The 15,623-nt window shown below is 60.1% G+C and carries 17 protein-coding genes; 14 read left to right on the top strand and 3 right to left on the bottom strand.

Features of this window, described 5'->3' with window-relative positions; genetic code table 11:
* Positions 1-44: 44 nt before the first annotated feature.
* Positions 45-743, bottom strand: a complete 699-nt coding sequence (locus tag ACO06F_RS05675; RefSeq protein ID WP_421695715.1) for a GntR family transcriptional regulator — start codon at positions 741-743, stop codon at positions 45-47.
* Positions 744-886: 143 nt separating this feature from the next.
* Here ACO06F_RS05675 and ACO06F_RS05670 point away from each other — a divergent pair, with 143 nt between their 5' ends.
* The 8 genes from ACO06F_RS05670 to ACO06F_RS05635 are packed head-to-tail and all read left to right on the top strand — an operon-like array spanning position 887 to position 7,831.
* A complete protein-coding gene (locus ACO06F_RS05670; RefSeq protein WP_421695714.1) occupies positions 887-1,702 on the top strand; it encodes an FAD binding domain-containing protein in 816 nt (271 codons plus the stop codon).
* Between the two features lie 13 nt (positions 1,703-1,715).
* The gene (locus ACO06F_RS05665; RefSeq protein WP_421695713.1) at positions 1,716-2,210 is read left to right on the top strand and encodes a (2Fe-2S)-binding protein; all 495 of its coding nucleotides are present in this window, start codon (positions 1,716-1,718) and stop codon (positions 2,208-2,210) included.
* Positions 2,211-2,219: 9 nt separating this feature from the next.
* On the top strand, positions 2,220-3,596 hold the full coding sequence (locus ACO06F_RS05660) for a xanthine dehydrogenase family protein molybdopterin-binding subunit (RefSeq protein ID WP_421695712.1): 1,377 nt from the start codon (positions 2,220-2,222) through the stop codon (positions 3,594-3,596).
* Complete coding sequence (locus ACO06F_RS05655; protein ID WP_421695711.1) at positions 3,589-4,602, top strand: xanthine dehydrogenase family protein molybdopterin-binding subunit; 1,014 nt, start codon at positions 3,589-3,591, stop codon at positions 4,600-4,602. The genes ACO06F_RS05660 and ACO06F_RS05655 overlap by 8 nt, the downstream gene beginning before the upstream one ends.
* A gap of 23 nt (positions 4,603-4,625) precedes the next feature.
* Positions 4,626-4,934, top strand: a complete 309-nt coding sequence (locus ACO06F_RS05650) for an EthD family reductase (protein ID WP_421695710.1) — start codon at positions 4,626-4,628, stop codon at positions 4,932-4,934.
* Position 4,935: 1 nt separating this feature from the next.
* Entirely contained in the window at positions 4,936-5,790 is an 855-nt protein-coding gene (locus tag ACO06F_RS05645) for an AAA family ATPase (protein WP_421695709.1), read from the top strand.
* An 11-nt stretch (positions 5,791-5,801) separates the two neighbouring features.
* Positions 5,802-6,950, top strand: a complete 1,149-nt coding sequence (locus ACO06F_RS05640) for a vWA domain-containing protein (protein ID WP_421695708.1) — start codon at positions 5,802-5,804, stop codon at positions 6,948-6,950.
* Positions 6,947-7,831 (top strand): amidohydrolase family protein, encoded by an 885-nt coding sequence (locus tag ACO06F_RS05635; protein ID WP_421695707.1) that lies wholly within the window; start codon positions 6,947-6,949, stop codon positions 7,829-7,831. The genes ACO06F_RS05640 and ACO06F_RS05635 overlap by 4 nt, the downstream gene beginning before the upstream one ends.
* Positions 7,832-7,853: 22 nt before the next feature.
* Here ACO06F_RS05635 and ACO06F_RS05630 read toward each other — a convergent pair whose 3' ends face one another.
* Both ACO06F_RS05630 and ACO06F_RS05625 read right to left on the bottom strand, forming a co-directional pair.
* The gene (locus ACO06F_RS05630) at positions 7,854-8,396 is read right to left on the bottom strand and encodes a FadR/GntR family transcriptional regulator (RefSeq protein WP_421695706.1); all 543 of its coding nucleotides are present in this window, start codon (positions 8,394-8,396) and stop codon (positions 7,854-7,856) included.
* Position 8,397: 1 nt separating this feature from the next.
* On the bottom strand, positions 8,398-9,069 hold the full coding sequence (locus tag ACO06F_RS05625; protein WP_421695705.1) for a FadR/GntR family transcriptional regulator: 672 nt from the start codon (positions 9,067-9,069) through the stop codon (positions 8,398-8,400).
* A gap of 179 nt (positions 9,070-9,248) precedes the next feature.
* Here ACO06F_RS05625 and ACO06F_RS05620 point away from each other — a divergent pair, with 179 nt between their 5' ends.
* The 6 genes from ACO06F_RS05620 to ACO06F_RS05595 are packed head-to-tail and all read left to right on the top strand — an operon-like array spanning position 9,249 to position 15,622.
* Positions 9,249-10,121 (top strand): fumarylacetoacetate hydrolase family protein, encoded by an 873-nt coding sequence (locus tag ACO06F_RS05620; RefSeq protein WP_421695704.1) that lies wholly within the window; start codon positions 9,249-9,251, stop codon positions 10,119-10,121.
* Complete coding sequence (locus tag ACO06F_RS05615) at positions 10,118-10,897, top strand: alpha/beta fold hydrolase (RefSeq protein ID WP_421695703.1); 780 nt, start codon at positions 10,118-10,120, stop codon at positions 10,895-10,897. The genes ACO06F_RS05620 and ACO06F_RS05615 overlap by 4 nt, the downstream gene beginning before the upstream one ends.
* Before the next feature lie 57 nt (positions 10,898-10,954).
* Positions 10,955-12,271: an amidohydrolase family protein gene (locus tag ACO06F_RS05610; protein ID WP_421695702.1), complete on the top strand. Its 1,317-nt coding sequence runs from the start codon at positions 10,955-10,957 to the stop codon at positions 12,269-12,271.
* Positions 12,268-13,302, top strand: coding sequence for a branched-chain amino acid ABC transporter permease (locus tag ACO06F_RS05605; RefSeq protein WP_421695701.1), 1,035 nt, complete (start codon positions 12,268-12,270; stop codon positions 13,300-13,302). The genes ACO06F_RS05610 and ACO06F_RS05605 overlap by 4 nt, the downstream gene beginning before the upstream one ends.
* Entirely contained in the window at positions 13,299-14,348 is a 1,050-nt protein-coding gene (locus ACO06F_RS05600; RefSeq protein WP_421695700.1) for a branched-chain amino acid ABC transporter permease, read from the top strand. The genes ACO06F_RS05605 and ACO06F_RS05600 overlap by 4 nt, the downstream gene beginning before the upstream one ends.
* A 26-nt stretch (positions 14,349-14,374) precedes the next feature.
* Positions 14,375-15,622, top strand: a complete 1,248-nt coding sequence (locus ACO06F_RS05595; RefSeq protein ID WP_421695699.1) for an ABC transporter substrate-binding protein — start codon at positions 14,375-14,377, stop codon at positions 15,620-15,622.
* Position 15,623 lies beyond the last annotated feature (1 nt).

The raw sequence follows: 15,623 nt of genomic DNA, 5'->3' as shown, positions 1-15,623 counted from the left end.
ACCATGAAACGGCCACCGCAGAAGGTGGCCGTTTTCTTTCGGCCCTATGCGGGAGTGGGGAGTCGCTCGAAATAGTCCTGATGTTCTCTGGCAACCTTCGCTGCGCGTTCTGCATCGCCCGAGGCAATCGCATCGATGATTGGCTGGTGGCTCTCTGCAATGTGCATGAGGTCGATACCTTCAGCGAGAAGAGTGATCGTGGTGCGCGTTTCAATATGGAGCGACAGCCAGATATTGGTGAGAAGCTGATTGCCGGCAGCCTCCAATATCGCCCGGTGGAAGGCGACGCTATGGTCCGCGATAGCGGCAAGATCGAACCGGAGGGCGGCCTCGCGCATCGCGTCCGTGGCCTCCTGCAGCGCCTGCAAGTCGCATCTGCCATTGGCGGTGGCGAGACGCGTTGCTTGTTCTTCCAGTGCGCCGCGCACGGCATAAATTTCGCGGAGGCCCTTGCGCAAACCTTCAGCCACATAGCTTCCGCGGCGCGGGCGTGTCACAACCAGCCCGGTACTCTCAAGATCACGCAATGCTTCGCGCACCGGCCCCTGGCTCGTGCCGAATTCCTCCGCAATTCGCAGTTCCGTCAGCCGCTCGCCTGGCTTGTAACTGCCACTCAGAATGCGCCGCAGCAGCGCGTCCTTCAGTTTCTGCCGCAATGGCGCGTTGAAGAGCCCAGCTTTCGTTTGGGCTTCTTGCTCACCACCGGTTCGGAGCGGAGCGCCGCCAATCTCAATGTCTTCCATCAGGCCAACTCAGTTGATTCCGCTTCGATTTGTAGAACGCTTTCGCAGCCGCAACATCGATTTTCAAGCTTTACCACTTGACAGAAGGTTTATCAATTATCGATAATCAATAAAAAAAGTGAAGAATGTAGGGATGGGAGATAATGATGCTGCAGGCTGTTGTTTCACCCTCGCGAATATCGGACATCGCGGAAACCGTGGCACGATCACCCAGTCCTCTCGTCATGGGCGGCGGCACCACAGTGATGCCGATGATCAACTCCGGCGATCATGACATCGAAACGCTGGTCAGCCTCAGGCAACTCGCGCTGAATGAGGTCACTGTCAGCAAGAATGGCATCGTCACCATCGGTGCCTGCACGCCCATTTCTGCCCTTGCAAAGCAAGAGAAGCTCTCGTTCCTCAAGGGTGCGATCGATAGTTTCGGATCGCCCGCTATTCGCAACATGGCAACAGTGGGCGGAAACCTCTTCGTGCAAAGGCCCGCAGGTGATCTTGCGGTTTGCCTCGTGGCACTGGACGCGACTGCAACTATTGCCATGGGTGCATCCAAGAGGGTGGAGGCCGTAAACCTTCTGGTGCAGCGCGGCTTAAAGCCGGGTGAAGTCGTCACCGAAGTCTCCTTCGCATTGCCGGAACCTGGATCCTTCAAATATCGCAAGGCGGGCCGGCGCGCGCTCAACACTCCCTCAATCGTGACCGTCGCTGCGGTGGTGCCGATCGTGAATGGGCGGGTGAAGGACTGCCGCATTGCGCTGGGCGCCGTCGTCGCGCGGCCGTCGCGTGCGCCACATGTTGAGCAACTTCTCGAAGGAAGGGAGCTTAACGCCCAATCAGTCATGGCAGCGGCGGAAGCTGCCGCATCCGACATCGAGCCAGTGGACGATGCCGTTGCGAGTGCTTGGTACCGCGCCAGGGTGACGCCGGTTCACATCCGCCGCGCAATCCTGGGCGAATGAGGAGGAACGGACAATGACCATCAATTCACGAGTCTCGATAGAACTCAATGGCCGCTCCCAGGACATGCTGGTGCAGCCCGGAACCACACTCCTCAACGCCCTCAGGGATACGTTGAACTACACTGCAACCAAGCGCGGCTGTGATCAGGGCGGCTGCGGCGCCTGCACTGTTCTGGTGGATGGGCAAGTAGTTCTTTCCTGCATCATCCCCATTGAAACCATCAACGGCGCCAGGGTCGAAACCGTGGAAGGCCTTGCACCGGGCAGCGGCCTTCACCCCTTGCAGCAGGCTTTTCTCGATGGATTTGCCACCCAGTGCGGCTTCTGCACCAGCGGTATGATGATGGCAGTGAAAGGCCTCCTCGACCTGAACCCCGCTCCTTCCCGGGAGGATGTCATTGAAGCCATCTCGGGCAATGTGTGCCGTTGTACCGGTTACACGTCGATCATCGACGCCGCGCTGGATGCTGCCGGCATTCAGTCTGCCTCCTCCAGCAAAGCGGCATAGGGACACGCGATGGAAAAGATCGACAAGCACTATTTTGTCAAAGAGCGTTCGGAGCAGCTCAATGTCGTTGGCACCACCGTCCAGCGCGCTGATGGACGCGGCCATGTGACCGGCCGCACGCAATTCTATGAAGATATGAACCTGCCGGGAATGCTGCACCTGAAGATGGTCCGGTCCACTCGCCATCACGCTCTGATCCGGAAGCTTGACGTTACCCCCGCCATGGCAGTTTCTGGTGTCGTGCGCGTCATCACTAGTAAGGATGTTCCGAACAACTGGTACACGATTCTCAAACTTATTGGCGTCGGTCCTGATGATGAGCCGGTCCTGGCGGAAGACCGCGTGCTCTTCATGGGCGAACAGATCTGCGCTGTGATTGCTGAAACGCCGCAGGCGGCCGCGGAAGGCGCCCGCCGGGTCCAGGTGGATTATGAGGATCTGCCCGCGGTTCTCGATGTCGAGGAGTCGCTCCACACTAAGCATGCGAGTTTCAAGAAGCACGGCACCAACTACTTCGTCTACGAAGGCCATGATTGCCGCCGGATTAGGTTCGGTGATGTCGAGAAAGGCTTTCAGGCCGCGGACCGGATCATCGAGCACTCCTATGAATCCGCCCCGATCGAGCATGCGCCGCTGGAAACCACCGGCTGCATCGCGAAGCCTGAAGGAAACGGCCGTTTTACGATCTATTCCAATACACAGGCACTCTACTTTACCCTGGACAACATGGCTCTCATCCTCGGTGTACCTTTCAATAAGCTCCGCCTCATCGGGGGAACGGTGGGCGGCGGTTTCGGCGGCAAGGTCGACGTGATAGTCGAACCCATTGCAACGCTTGCCGCCATGCTGACGAACCGCCCGGTCAAATATGCCTATACGCGGGCCGAAGAAATGCAGGTGTCCTCACCGCGCGCGGCGGAGCGCATCTATATCAAGGATGGCGTGATGAACGATGGCCGCATCATCGCCCGCCAGATCCGCCTCTATGTGGACGCAGGCGCCTATTGCCGGCACTCGACCTACGGAACAACCAAGGCCGCTGCCCATTTTCCGGGGCCCTATACGATCCCCAATGTCCACGTAGATGCCTATTGTGTCTATACCAATCGCACGCCTTCATCCGCCATGCGGGGTTTCGGTGTCACCATCGGTGATTTCGCCCTGGAGTCGCAGATGGATCAGATTGCCAGCGATCTGGGAATCGACCCTATCGAGCTTCGCCTCCTCAACGCCTATCGCGACGGAGACATGAAGGCCCATCGCAAGATCGTTGAAGGTGCTGCGCTGGTCGAAGTGCTTCAGGCCGCAGCCCACCAGTCCGGCGCTGTACTGCGCCCGGAACTTCAGGCTCTGACATCATTATCGAGAGAGAATGGCAATGGCTAAGCTCAGAGGCCGCGGTGTCGCCGCCGTCAATTATCCCACCGGCATGAACTTGGGCGGAGATCCGTCGCAAGCGCTCATTCACGCCACAACAACGGGCAGCTTCGTGATTACGCTGTCGAGTGTCGACCTGGGTCAGGGCATCAAGACGGTTGCGGCGCAAATCGCGGCGGAGACATTGGGCGTTCCTTACGAGAACGTGATGGTCGATACTGCAGACACCGACACGGGGCCTCACTGCATGGGCACCTTTGCCAGCCGCGGCACCCATCGCATCGGCAATGCGGTGATCATGGCGGCCCGCGAAGCGCGCGAGGTGATGATGTCGGTCGCGGCCACCGAACTGGAGGTCGATGCCGCGGATCTGGTCACCGATGGCAAGGGACGCATTCACGTCAATGGCGCTCCGGATAAGGGCATCGGCATCCCTGATCTCGCGCTGGCGGCTCACTTCAAACACGGTAAGACTATCGCTGGCCGTGGCATCTTCCTCAAGCCCAAGAGCGAACCGGTGCCGGAAACTGGCGCAATGGACCCAGACTCTTGCCAGGCCCACGCTTGCACAATTGCCGATGTGGAGGTTGATGACGAAACCGGCGAGGTGACGGTCATCAAGATGATCAATGCTTACGAGGTGGGCCGCGCCATGAACCCCGCGCTCGCCCATCAGCAGATCGTGGGCGGCGCCTGGATGGGCATCAGCCACGCACTTTATGAGACAACCGAGCCCTATTATCCCGATCGCGCCCACGGCGCCGTCACTTTCGGCGAATATTTGATGCCGGGGCCGGCGGACATTGCCGAAATGGAAAGTGTCATTATCGAGAGGCCTGCATCGAATGGCCCCTATGGCGCGAAGGGAATTGGTGAAATGACAGCCAATGCCCCGATACCGGCCATTGCCAATGCCATCTTCAACGCCTGCGGGGTCCGTGTGCGCTCCATGCCGATTACGCCAGAGAAAGTCCTGCGCGGACTTGACTCCCTGCGCGAGCGACAAAAACAATAACATCACAGAAAAGGAAGACTGACATGATCAAGGTAATGTCGCTTATGAAGCGGAAGGATGGCATGAGCTTCGCGGATTTCAAGAGCTGGATCGAGACTGATCATCCCAAGCTCGCGAAGGGAATTCCGGGCATGCGGAAATATACCGTCAACATCCTCGCCACGGAAAATGCCGATCTTCCCTTCGATGCGGTGAACGAAATGTGGTTTGACAGCGAAGCGGCCATGAGCGAGGCCTTCGGCACAGATGGCGGCAAGGCGGCGGGCGGTGATGCGGCAGCCCACTGCCAGAACCGCGTGCGCATGGTCTGTCTCGAGCACGTGCAGTGGTGACGTGAAGGCGACTCTCACCCAGCAGGGGATTGCCGAGCATCTGTCTGCGCAAGGCTATTTTGCTGATCAGGATCTGACGACCGCGCTCTTCCTCGCTCTCGAACTTGGCAAACCTCTGCTTCTCGAAGGCGCTCCCGGCGTCGGCAAGACGGAGGTTGCCCGCGCCTTGTCACTGGTCCTCGGGCGGAACCTGGTCCGGTTGCAGTGCTATGAAGGGCTCGATTCGACCAAGTCACTCTATGATTGGGATCATGCCCGCCAGCTTTTGCAGGTGCGGGTGGCTGAGCGCCACGGTGACATTGCTCTGTCGGAGCTCTATGGGCCGGAATTCTTGATTGAGATGCCCTTGCTCAAGGCTCTGCGCAAAGCTGGGCAGACTGTCCTGCTGATCGACGAGATCGATCGCGCGGATGCCGCCTTCGAGGCATTTCTGCTGGAGTTCCTGTCCGACTATCAGATGTCGATTCCGGAGCTGGGAACGGTAAAGGCGGCTGAACCGGTCATCACCATCCTGACCTCGAATCGTACCCGTGAATTGCATGATGCGCTCCGCCGCCGCTGCCTCTATCACTGGATCGATTATCCGGATGCCGCGCGTGAGCAGGCCATCATCGAAAGGCATGCCCCTGGCATCGGCACGGAAGCAGCCAAGGCGCTTGTGGAGGCGGTGTCGGGAATTCGCCGTCTGCGACTCTTGAAGAAGCCGGGAATATCCGAAAGTATCGATTGGGCGCGGGCTGCATTGCTCTTGAGTGAACATGGAACGGAGTGGCCGGAAGCGCTGCGAAGATCCTTGGGTCTGCTGATCAAGGATCAGGAAGATCTCGGCGCCGTCACCACTGCTGCCGTGATTTGAGGGCTGCCAGAATGAACGCCGCGGCCATCGAGCGTCTGGCCGGCTTTCCGCGGGCCCTGCGGGAGGCAGGATTGGCAGTTGATCCAGCAAGCGCCACACAGTTCTTAAAGGCCGTTTCATGCGTGGAGTTGCTGTCGTCCCGGGATCTGCGTCGCGCCGGGCGTTTGACGCTTACCTCCAAAGCTGAGGACTTCCCCCTTTTCGACGCCGTCTACGATGCCTGGTTTTCGATGCAGGACGTCGTGTTGGAGATCGAGGCCGAAGGTGAAGAGGATATCCAGAAGCCAGCCCTCAAATCACCAAGCGAACAGTCCTTCGACCTGAAGGAGGGAGATACCCACGGCGAGAACGCATCAGCCGATGAGTTAGTGGCCCAGAAGCTGTTCTCCGGCGTGTCAACAGAGGATCGGGCCGTTCTCGATGCGATACGCCGCATGGTGCTGCCCTCTTCGGCAACGCGCCAATGGCAGGCGGCACCCTCTGGCTCCCGGATAGATATCGCGCGCACGGCGGCAGCGGCGCGGCGCACCTTTGGCGAAACCCTGCGCCTGAGCCTCCTGAACCGTCCCCGCGTGCCGCGAAAGCTGCTGCTTCTGATCGATGTCTCAGGTTCGATGAAGCTACAGTCAGAGATATACATCCGAACCGCCCATGCGTTGACGCAAGGTGGTGCGCGCGTTGAAACTTTCTGCTTCAGCACCAGGCTTACACGGGCAACCTCGGCACTCCGCCATCGCAGTGGAGAGGAGGCGTTGAAGCGGATCTCCGCCGCAGTGACAGGCTTTGATGGCGGAACGCGCATCGGCGACAGCTTGGAGGAGTTCCTGAACGTCTCGCGCCATGCAGCACTGGTGCGCGGCGCCATGACACTGGTCCTGTCGGATGGGCTGGAGTGTGGTTCGCCAGATTCAATCGTCGGAGCAACCAGACGGCTCGCGGCACTCAGTCACCGCCTCGTCTGGCTCACGCCCCTTGCGCGGGATCCGCGTTATATTCCGGCCACCAGAGCGATGTCAGCCATTCTGCCGCATCTCGATGCATTGACGGAGGCGAGCGATCTGCGATCACTTCACCGTAGCCTGCAAAGACTCATGTGGATCGATCTGGGGCCCCGTGGCCGGGCAGCAAGCGAATGGCAGTTGAAGGGGAGGGGAACATGATTCCGATTGTTGACGCTCATCATCACATTTGGCGGCAGAACGACGTGCCGTGGCTTCAGGGGGCCATGGTCCCCCGAATTTTCGGCCCCTATGAGTCAATCCGCCGTGACTATCCCATCGCAGAGTATATGTCGGACATTACAGGCTGCGGTGTGGAGAAATCCGTCTATGTGCAAGTGAACTGGGCGAGGGATCAGGCACTTGCAGAGGCGCGCTGGGTGCAGGACGTGGCGCATGTGCATGGTTGGCCCCATGCCATTGTCGGCTATGCCGATCTCCTGTCGGATGAAGCTCCGGCAACTCTGGCCGCGCTTGCGCAATTCCCGGCGATGCGCGGTGTCCGCATGCAGCTTCACTGGCATGAAAACCCCATGTACCGCTTCGCCTCTGCGCCTGATCTGATGAACGGCACACTGTTCCGGAAGAATTTCGCTTATCTCAAGGACAATGACTTGAGTTTCGATCTGCAGGTGTTCACCCCGCAAATGCCGGATGCAGCATCACTTGCTTCGCAGTTTCACGGCACAACATTCATTTTGCAGCACGCGGGAATGCTGGAGGATACCTCAGCGAGTGGCCGTGCCAGATGGAAGGATGGTATGCGCCGGCTGGCTGATCAGCCGAACATCGTCGCCAAGCTCTCCGGCCTCGGAACCTTCATTCACGGAAATGATCCAGCCCACATTGCGGATGTGGTGGGCGAGACCATCGAAATCTTCGGCTCCGGGCGCTGCCTCTTCGGCTCCAACTTTCCCATTGAGAAGATCTGGACTGATTATCCCGCCCTCGTCTCAGCCTATCGCGCAGCACTGTCTCACGTGTCTGGTCAAGAGCAGGCCGCCATTCTGAATGGCAATGCTACACGGATATACCGGCTGTAAGGGAGGGGTAGAGCCGTATATCTCAGGATGATCTCTTGCTCAGCTGAATGGTCTCACCTTCGTCACCGAAAAGGTTGTGGCTCACGGTTCTGAGATGCGCTCGCATGCTTTCGGCTGCTGCTGAAGCGTTCCGTTCAAAGAGCGCATTGACGATCAAGCCATGCTGTGCGGCATATTCCCTCCGGCGGGTCTCCGAAAAGCTGCGGCGCTTGATGTCGATCCAGGCAGATTGGCCGCGGATGATCTTCAGCACGTCATGAACGCAGGAGAGCAGGTCGTTTCGTGTCGCGGCGAATATCTGCCGGTGGAATTCCGCGTCCAGCCGTTCGAACAGCTCCATCTCAACAGCATCTGACACGGCCAGATGGGTGTTGCGGATCGCCTCGAGGTCGGCGGCTGTCGCGTTGGAGGCTGCACTTTGTGCCGCATAGGGCTCGACCATCAGCCGGACGGCCTGAACATCCAGCGGTCCCGTGCCGGCAATCCGTTCCAGCAGGGCCAGAAGGTCTGAGTCTGTTTCCGCTGTCAGCCGTGCGCTGCCGGAGGGCTCGGTTCTGGTTCTCATCCTAGTCTCCGAAATAGATGCGCTTACGCGTTGCGAGGTGTGTACGCATCGCTGCCGATGCTGCCGCACGGTCGCGGTGGCGCAGCGCATCGATGATCTCCTCGTGTTGCTCGCAATAAATCTGGCGGTTCAACGCATTGAAGCTCCGCCGCCGAAGCTCCTGCATGGCGGTTCGTGACCTGATCACGGACAGAATGCGGTGCAGCGACAGCAGGAAGGAATTCCGTGCGGCTTCATAGATACGGCTGTGTACTTCATTGTCCCAGCGCTCGAAACTGTCATGATCTGGTGCGGCCATCATATTGGTGTTTGCGTCGGCGATGCCCGCGAGATCTTCCGCGCTGCAGCTTATGGCTGCAAGTGCGGTGACTTGTGGCTCAACGATGAGTCTGAGGTTCAGTATGTCGATAGGGGCCGCGCCCGCGATCTTGTCGACCAAGCTCAAAAGTTCGGTGCTGGCGGGCCCCTTCACAATTGTGCCACGCCCGACATGACGCGTGATCAGCCCGTCGCGCTCGAGCAAAGCTAGCGCATTGCGGATCGTGTTGCGCGCCACGCCGTGCTCCTGGGCAAGGCTCCGCTCATTGGGAAGAAGCGTGCCGGCGGGCAGAGCGCCGGCGGTGATCCGCGCGCCGATATCCTGAGCGATCTGCGGGGCGAGATGCCGGGGCATGGTATAGTTGATTCTCCTCTAAAGGAACCAGCCAGCTTAAATGGTTCAGAAAATGAACATATGAAATCATAGTTTATGTGCAGAACTTAGCTTGTCGTGTGGCAAAAGCCATGTTACCGTTTCTCGCATAATAAACCAATCGAAGAGTTGGTATAGTTTAAAGATTATGGGAGGTTGGTATGAAGGTGGCGACATTTGCCATCGGCGGAGAACGGCGCATTGGTGTCGTCAACCAGGAACGCCAGACTGTTGCGCCTTTCGATCTCGCGCAGCAGGCCGCGGACAGGGGCATCCTCGCGCTCATCGGTCTTGCAAAACTTCCGCCGCTGCTCAATCCCATTCCCCTTGGTGAAGTCACGCTTGAGGCGCCGATTCCGCGTCCGGTGAGGAATATTTTCTGCGTCGGAAAGAACTATCACGAACATGCAAAGGAGTTTGCCTCGAGCGGCTTTGATTCGAGCGCTGCTCAAGGCACAGTGCCGCAGCATCCCATCATCTTCTCGAAGCTGCCAGAATGCGTTGTGCCACACCGCGCCCCGGTGTTTCTCGATCCTGGTGTGTCCTCAGCCATCGATTATGAAGCCGAGCTTGCGGTCATCATCGGAAAGGGTGGGCGCCGCATCACGAAGGCCGATGCGCTCGATCATGTGTGGGGCTATACAATCATCAACGACGTGACGGCGCGTGATCTACAGGGCCGGCACAGCCAGTGGCTTATCGGCAAGTCGCAGGACACATTCGGACCCATGGGCCCGTGGGCTGTGACGCGGGACGAGATCGACCTCGCTTCGACGCAGGTGCGCTGCTGGATCAATGGCGAAATCCGCCAGGACCAGAGCACGGCGGCACTGATCTTCGACGTGCCAACATTGATCGCCACGATTTCGGAGGGGATCACTCTCGTTCCCGGTGATATCATCGCCACGGGCACGCCTGCAGGGGTTGGCATCGGCTTCAAGCCACCGCGCTATCTGGTGCCAGGTGATGTGATGCGCGTGGAAATTTCCGGCATCGGAATCCTCGAGAACGAAGTCAGGGAGCGCGCCGCGTGACGTCGGTTGCCACCACATGGCTGAAGGCCGAGGTTGACGGGGAAGGAGCCCCCGTCGTCCTCATCCATGGGCTCGGCGGCACGTCAAACAGCTTTCAAACCCTCATGGGCGGCCTGTCCGGTTTTCGCGTGATCAGGCCGGATCTGCCAGGCTCCGGGCGCTCGCCGCTGCCGCATCAGCCGCTCACCATAGATCTTTTGAGCGAAGCGCTGATCGATGCGATGCGGAGCCTGGGAGCAAACCCTGCCCATCTTGTGGGCCACTCCATGGGCACGATCATCTGCCAGCATATCGCCGCGCAGAAGCCTGATATGGTCCTCAGCCTCGCGCTCTTCGGCCCCATCCACCAGCCCGCAGATGCCGCCCGCCAGCGCATCAGAGACCGCGCCCGTACCGCGCGTGAACAAGGCATGGTTGGCGTGGCGGATGCCTCCGCCATGGCCGGCCTCTCCTCGTCCAGCAAGACGAACAATCCGGTGAGCACCGCCTTCTTGCGCGAGAGCCACATGCGCCAAGATGCAGAAGGATTTGCCGCCACATGCGAAGCACTTGCCTCAGCAACAGCCGCCGATCTCCGCCTTATCCGATGCCCCGCACTGCTGGTGACCGGCAGCGAAGACGCGGTGGCCCCGCCCACCGCCGCGCAGGCAATGTCGGACAAAATCAAATCGTCGAAGCTCAAGGTCCTCGAACAGTGCGGCCACTGGCCGATGATCGAGAAACCCGCTGAAAGCACACGGCTCCTCTCGGATTTCCTGAGGGGCCTTATTCGATAACCGAACCCGCCGGCTGGCGCTCAAGACCACAAAGAGCCGGAGCACAAGGAGGATGACATGGCCGACGATCTGAATGGCAAAGGCCCCGGCAACGTGCTGTTCACCAATGTCCGCATCATCGATGGAACGGGAGATTATCCCTATACGGGTGAAGTGCTGGTGCAGGGAAACCGCATCCGCTCAGTCACCAAGGGGTCTTCCCGCTTCCAGTCCGCGATGGGAACTGGCAGCCAGACGGTGATTGACGGTATGGGAGCTACCCTTATGCCGGGCCTCATTGATGCGCATCTCCATCTCTCCTGGAACAATGCGCCGGGGATCGACCCGATCCAGCGTATGCCGCCAGAGGAACACACGCTCTGGTCTGCGCAAATGGCGAAACTTGTGCTGGACTCCGGTTTCACCGCAGGCCGCGGCGCTGCTGCCGCCAAGCCACGGCTTGACGTGGTGATCCGAAACGCGATCGATTCCGGCATGATCCCCGGCCCCCGCTACAAGGCTGCGGGACCCGAGATCACCACAGTGGGGGGGCTGGGCGATTCGGCTCCGCCCCACATCCCGCATGAGGGACTGAATCTCGGCATTGTGGTCTCGGGTCCGGAGGAGGTGCGCCGCGTCGTCCGGACGCTGATCAAATACGGCGTCGATTCGATCAAGCTCAACCTTTCGGGCGAAGAGATCACTGGTATGAAAGCCGAAGAGACGCCCATGGCCGAGGATGAGGTGGCAATGGCCGTTCAGGAGGCGAAGGCCCGGAACCTGGTGCTGGCGGCACATGCGCGCTCGTCGGGCTCCGTCAAGCAATGCGTCCGCCACGGCATCCAAAACATCTACCACGCTTCCTTCGCCGATGAGGAGGCGCTCGACATGCTGGAGGCGAACAAGGACAAGCATTTCGTGGCCCCCGGTCTCGCCTGGCTCATCCAGACAGCGCGGGCCGCAGGCGACTATGGCATCAAGCCCGGTTCCTCGCTGTCGCTCGCCTATGAGCGCGAACTCGAACATGCGGTCGAAACCTGCCGCAAGATGCACCGCCGCGGCATCCGGGTTCTGATCGGCGGCGACTATGGCTTTGCCTGGACGCCGCAGGGCACCAATGCCAAGGATTTCGAGTATTTCGTCGATCTCCTCGGCTTCTCGCCCATGGAAGCCATCCTTGCCGGCACCAAATATGGTGGTGAGATCATGGGTATGGGCGACGAACTCGGAATGATCAAGCAGGGCTACCTTGCAGACATGATCCTGGTCGACGGCGACCCCATCTCCAACATCCGCGTGCTGCAGGAGAAGAGCCGTCTTCTCGCCATCATGAAAGATGGCCAGTTCCATAAGGCGCCGCGCATGTCTGCCCAAGGGCGCAGGCTCACGGCATGAGTCAGGCCACGGCAGGAAACAATCCCGCATTCACGGCGCGGCAGGGCTGGGGGCTCTTCGGCCTCCTTGCCCTGGCACTCCTGCTGTGGCTGTTCCTGTCTGTTTGGCCCGAATGGCTTGTGGCCGCCATCGGCCCCAAGAAGCCTTTCGTCAACGCGGTGTTCAACGGCGTCACCGTGGCGGGGCTCTATTTCCTCGTGGCCAGCGGCTTCACTCTGGTGTTCGGGCTGATGCGCAATGTGAACCTTGCGCATGGCTCGCTCTATCTGCTGGGTGCCTATATTGGTTACACGGTGGCCCAGGCGACGGGCTACTGGATACTGGGCATCGCCGCGGGAATGCTGTCAATGGCGCTCGCCGGCGTCGCCCTGCAAGTCTTTGTCTTTCGTAGGCTGGAGGGAAATGATCTCCGCCAGACGCTGGTGACCATCGGCATCTCAATCGTCGCAGCAGATCTTATGCTCGCCGTGTGGGGCGGCAACACCTACCAGTTTGCCATTCCGGAATGGCTGGATGGCGCCATTGCAACGCCGATCATCACCGCCGTGAAGTCCAATGGTGACCTCGTCTACATGAAATATCCCTTCTACCGGCTCATGGTCTTCGTGGCCGCCGTGGTGATTGGCGTCGCACTCTGGCTGGTGCTGAACCGCACACGCATCGGCATGATGATCCGCGCCGGCGTGGATGACCGCGGCATGCTGCAGGCCTCGGGCGTCAATGTGCAGCTCGTCTTCGCGGCGGTCTTTGCGATCGGCGCCGGCCTGGCGGGCTTTGCGGGCGTGGTGGGCGGCTCAGTCCTCTCGGTGGCGCCGGGTGAGGATGTGCGATATTTGCTCGCCTCTCTTGTCGTGGTCATTGTCGGCGGCATGGGCTCGGTCACCGGGGCCGCCATCGGAGCGCTGCTCGTGGGCCTCGCAGAGCAGATCGGCCTCGTCTACTTCCCAACCTATGGCGCCGTGCTCACCTTTGTCATCATGGTTGTGGTGCTTGCCGTTCGCCCCCAAGGCCTCATGGGGGCCGCAAGATGAGCCTCGCGGAGAAAGTACCTGCCGGGGAAGCCTGGCTCGAGATGGCGGCCCGTCGCGTGGGCGGCGCGCATGCGCTCCTTGCTGCGGCACTCATCGTCTATCCGCTGGTAGTGCCTCCCTTCTTCGCCTTCCAGATCGGCGGGCAGATATTGATCCTCGGCATGGTGGCGCTGTCGCTGATGGTGCTGGCGGGTTTGGGCGGCATGGTCAGCCTCGCACAGCTTACCGTGGCGGGGATTGCGGGTTATATGGTGGCCATCTTCGGCGTCAACAGCGTCGGCATCATGGGGCTAGGCTGGCCCTGGTGGCTCACCGTGCCGGTGGCGGTGCTGATCGCAGCCCTGTCGTCCGCCCTGATCGGCCTCATCTCCGTGCGGACCTCCGGCATTTACACGATCATGATCACGCTCGCGATCGCCACGGCTTTCTACTATTTCACCAACCAGAACTATGCGCTTTTCAACGGCTTCGCGGGTTTTCGTGGCATTGCGCCGCCAACGCTTTTCGGCCTCTACTGGCGCGATCCGCTGCCTTTCTACTATCTCTGCCTCGGCATTGCGGCATTGTCCTATGCGGCGGTGCTCTATGGCCAGAAAACACCCTTCGGCCTTAGCCTCCAGGCGGTGCGGGACAATCAGCGGCGTATGCGCGCCATCGGCTATGATGTGACGGCGGTCAAGGTCATGGCCTATTTTCTGGCGGGCCTCATCGCCGGCGTGGCGGGCGTCCTTTATGTCTGGTTCAACGGCCGCATCTCGCCCGGCACGATCAGCGTGGCGGAGTCGATCGGCATTCTGGTCATCGCCGTCATCGGCGGTTTGCGCCATCCGATCGGGCCATTTCTGGGTGCCGCACTCTATGTGGTGATGAAGACCTTCGCCATAGACGTCATCGGGGCCGAGCGGTTCAACACGCTCATCGGCCTGGTCTTTCTCGTCATCGTCTTCGTTTCACCGGATGGGATTCTGGGGCTGTGGGAGAGGCTGAAGCCTCACCTGGCGCCAAAATCTCTGCGTTCACCCCTCAACCAACGTGGGCGCGAATGAAAAGCAACATCAATGGGAGGACTGGAATGAAGATACATCGCAGGGCGCTGATTGCCCTGGCGCTCGCAAGCGGCCTCGTCGCCCCTTCGCTCGCCATGGCAGAGGGAACGATCAAGGTTGGCGCACTCGCCACCCTCGAAGGCCCCTTCACGGTTTTGGGCCAGGATGGCATGCGCGGCCTCGAAATGGCGCTGAAAGAGCATGGCGGCACGGCAGGCGGCATGAAGATCGAGATCATCCAGGGCTCGTCCGATGCCTCGCCCGACAGCGCTGTCAAGGCCGCGCGCAAGCTCGTTGAGCAGGATGGCGTGCAGATCCTGATCGGACCGCTCTCGGGTGATGAGGGCCTGGCCGTCAAGGATTATGCCAAGACCCAGCCCAACGTCACTTTCGTCAACGGCACCTCTGCCGCGCAGGACACCACGTTGCGCGATCCCGCACCCAACTTCTTCCGCTTCTCGACCGATGGCGCGCAATGGATGGCAGGTCTCGGCACCTACGCCCACGACGTCAAGGGCTACAAAAAGGTGGCAACCGTCGCGGAAGACTATTCCTTCCCTTATACGCAGGTCTTCGGCTTCATGGCGGAGTTCTGCAAGGCGGGCGGCACCGTGCCATCAAAATCCTGGGTGCCGATCGGCAACAAGGACTACTCCTCCGTCATCGCCGCCATCCCGGAAGATGTGGACGCGATCTATGTGGCCCTCGGCGGTGCCGATGGCGTGAACTTCCTCACCCAATATCAGCAGGCCGGCGGCACCGCACCTCTGATCGGCGGCTCCATCACAGCAGACCAGACGGTGCTTGGCTCCGAAGGCAAGACCAAGGATTTCGTCATCGGCATGCCCTCCGCGGGGCCCATTGCGGATACGAACGATACGCCGGAGTGGAAGCAGTGGGTGGCTGATTATAAGGCACAATTCGCCGATGGCTTCCCCTCGCCATCGCTCTTTGCGCATGGCTACTACGTCAACACCAAGGCGGTGCTTCTGGCGCTTGACGAAGTGAAGGGTGATGTCTCGGGCGATCAGGCCAAGTTCCGTGAGGCGCTGTCAAAGCTCTCCTTTGACACGCCGACGGGCAAGGTCAACCTGGACAAGAACCGTCAGGCCATTGCCGACATCTACCTGACCGAAGTCAGCAAGGGTGATGATGGCAAGCTCTACAATAAAGTCGTCAAGGTCGTTCCGCAGGTTAACCAGACACTGGGAATCGATGAAGCTGACTTCCTGAAGCTCGGCGCTGTTGGGCGCGATAACCCGAGCTGCCCGTAAA

Origin of the sequence: Aestuariivirga sp. (genome assembly GCF_965227715.1) — a bacterium.
Lineage (GTDB): Bacteria > Pseudomonadota > Alphaproteobacteria > Rhizobiales > Aestuariivirgaceae > Aestuariivirga.
This window is presented reverse-complemented; position numbering and strand designations above follow the sequence as displayed.

Coding starts and splice junctions, on each gene's coding strand:
- ACO06F_RS05620 (WP_421695704.1), top strand. CDS start 9,249: ATGAAGGTGGCGACATTTGCCATCGGCGGAGAACGGCGCATTGGTGTC.
- ACO06F_RS05655 (WP_421695711.1), top strand. CDS start 3,589: ATGGCTAAGCTCAGAGGCCGCGGTGTCGCCGCCGTCAATTATCCCACC.
- ACO06F_RS05640 (WP_421695708.1), top strand. CDS start 5,802: ATGAACGCCGCGGCCATCGAGCGTCTGGCCGGCTTTCCGCGGGCCCTG.
- ACO06F_RS05600 (WP_421695700.1), top strand. CDS start 13,299: ATGAGCCTCGCGGAGAAAGTACCTGCCGGGGAAGCCTGGCTCGAGATG.
- ACO06F_RS05630 (WP_421695706.1), bottom strand. CDS start 8,396: ATGAGAACCAGAACCGAGCCCTCCGGCAGCGCACGGCTGACAGCGGAA.
- ACO06F_RS05675 (WP_421695715.1), bottom strand. CDS start 743: ATGGAAGACATTGAGATTGGCGGCGCTCCGCTCCGAACCGGTGGTGAG.
- ACO06F_RS05665 (WP_421695713.1), top strand. CDS start 1,716: ATGACCATCAATTCACGAGTCTCGATAGAACTCAATGGCCGCTCCCAG.
- ACO06F_RS05605 (WP_421695701.1), top strand. CDS start 12,268: ATGAGTCAGGCCACGGCAGGAAACAATCCCGCATTCACGGCGCGGCAG.
- ACO06F_RS05635 (WP_421695707.1), top strand. CDS start 6,947: ATGATTCCGATTGTTGACGCTCATCATCACATTTGGCGGCAGAACGAC.
- ACO06F_RS05670 (WP_421695714.1), top strand. CDS start 887: ATGATGCTGCAGGCTGTTGTTTCACCCTCGCGAATATCGGACATCGCG.
- ACO06F_RS05595 (WP_421695699.1), top strand. CDS start 14,375: ATGAAGATACATCGCAGGGCGCTGATTGCCCTGGCGCTCGCAAGCGGC.
- ACO06F_RS05610 (WP_421695702.1), top strand. CDS start 10,955: ATGGCCGACGATCTGAATGGCAAAGGCCCCGGCAACGTGCTGTTCACC.
- ACO06F_RS05650 (WP_421695710.1), top strand. CDS start 4,626: ATGATCAAGGTAATGTCGCTTATGAAGCGGAAGGATGGCATGAGCTTC.
- ACO06F_RS05660 (WP_421695712.1), top strand. CDS start 2,220: ATGGAAAAGATCGACAAGCACTATTTTGTCAAAGAGCGTTCGGAGCAG.
- ACO06F_RS05625 (WP_421695705.1), bottom strand. CDS start 9,069: ATGCCCCGGCATCTCGCCCCGCAGATCGCTCAGGATATCGGCGCGCGG.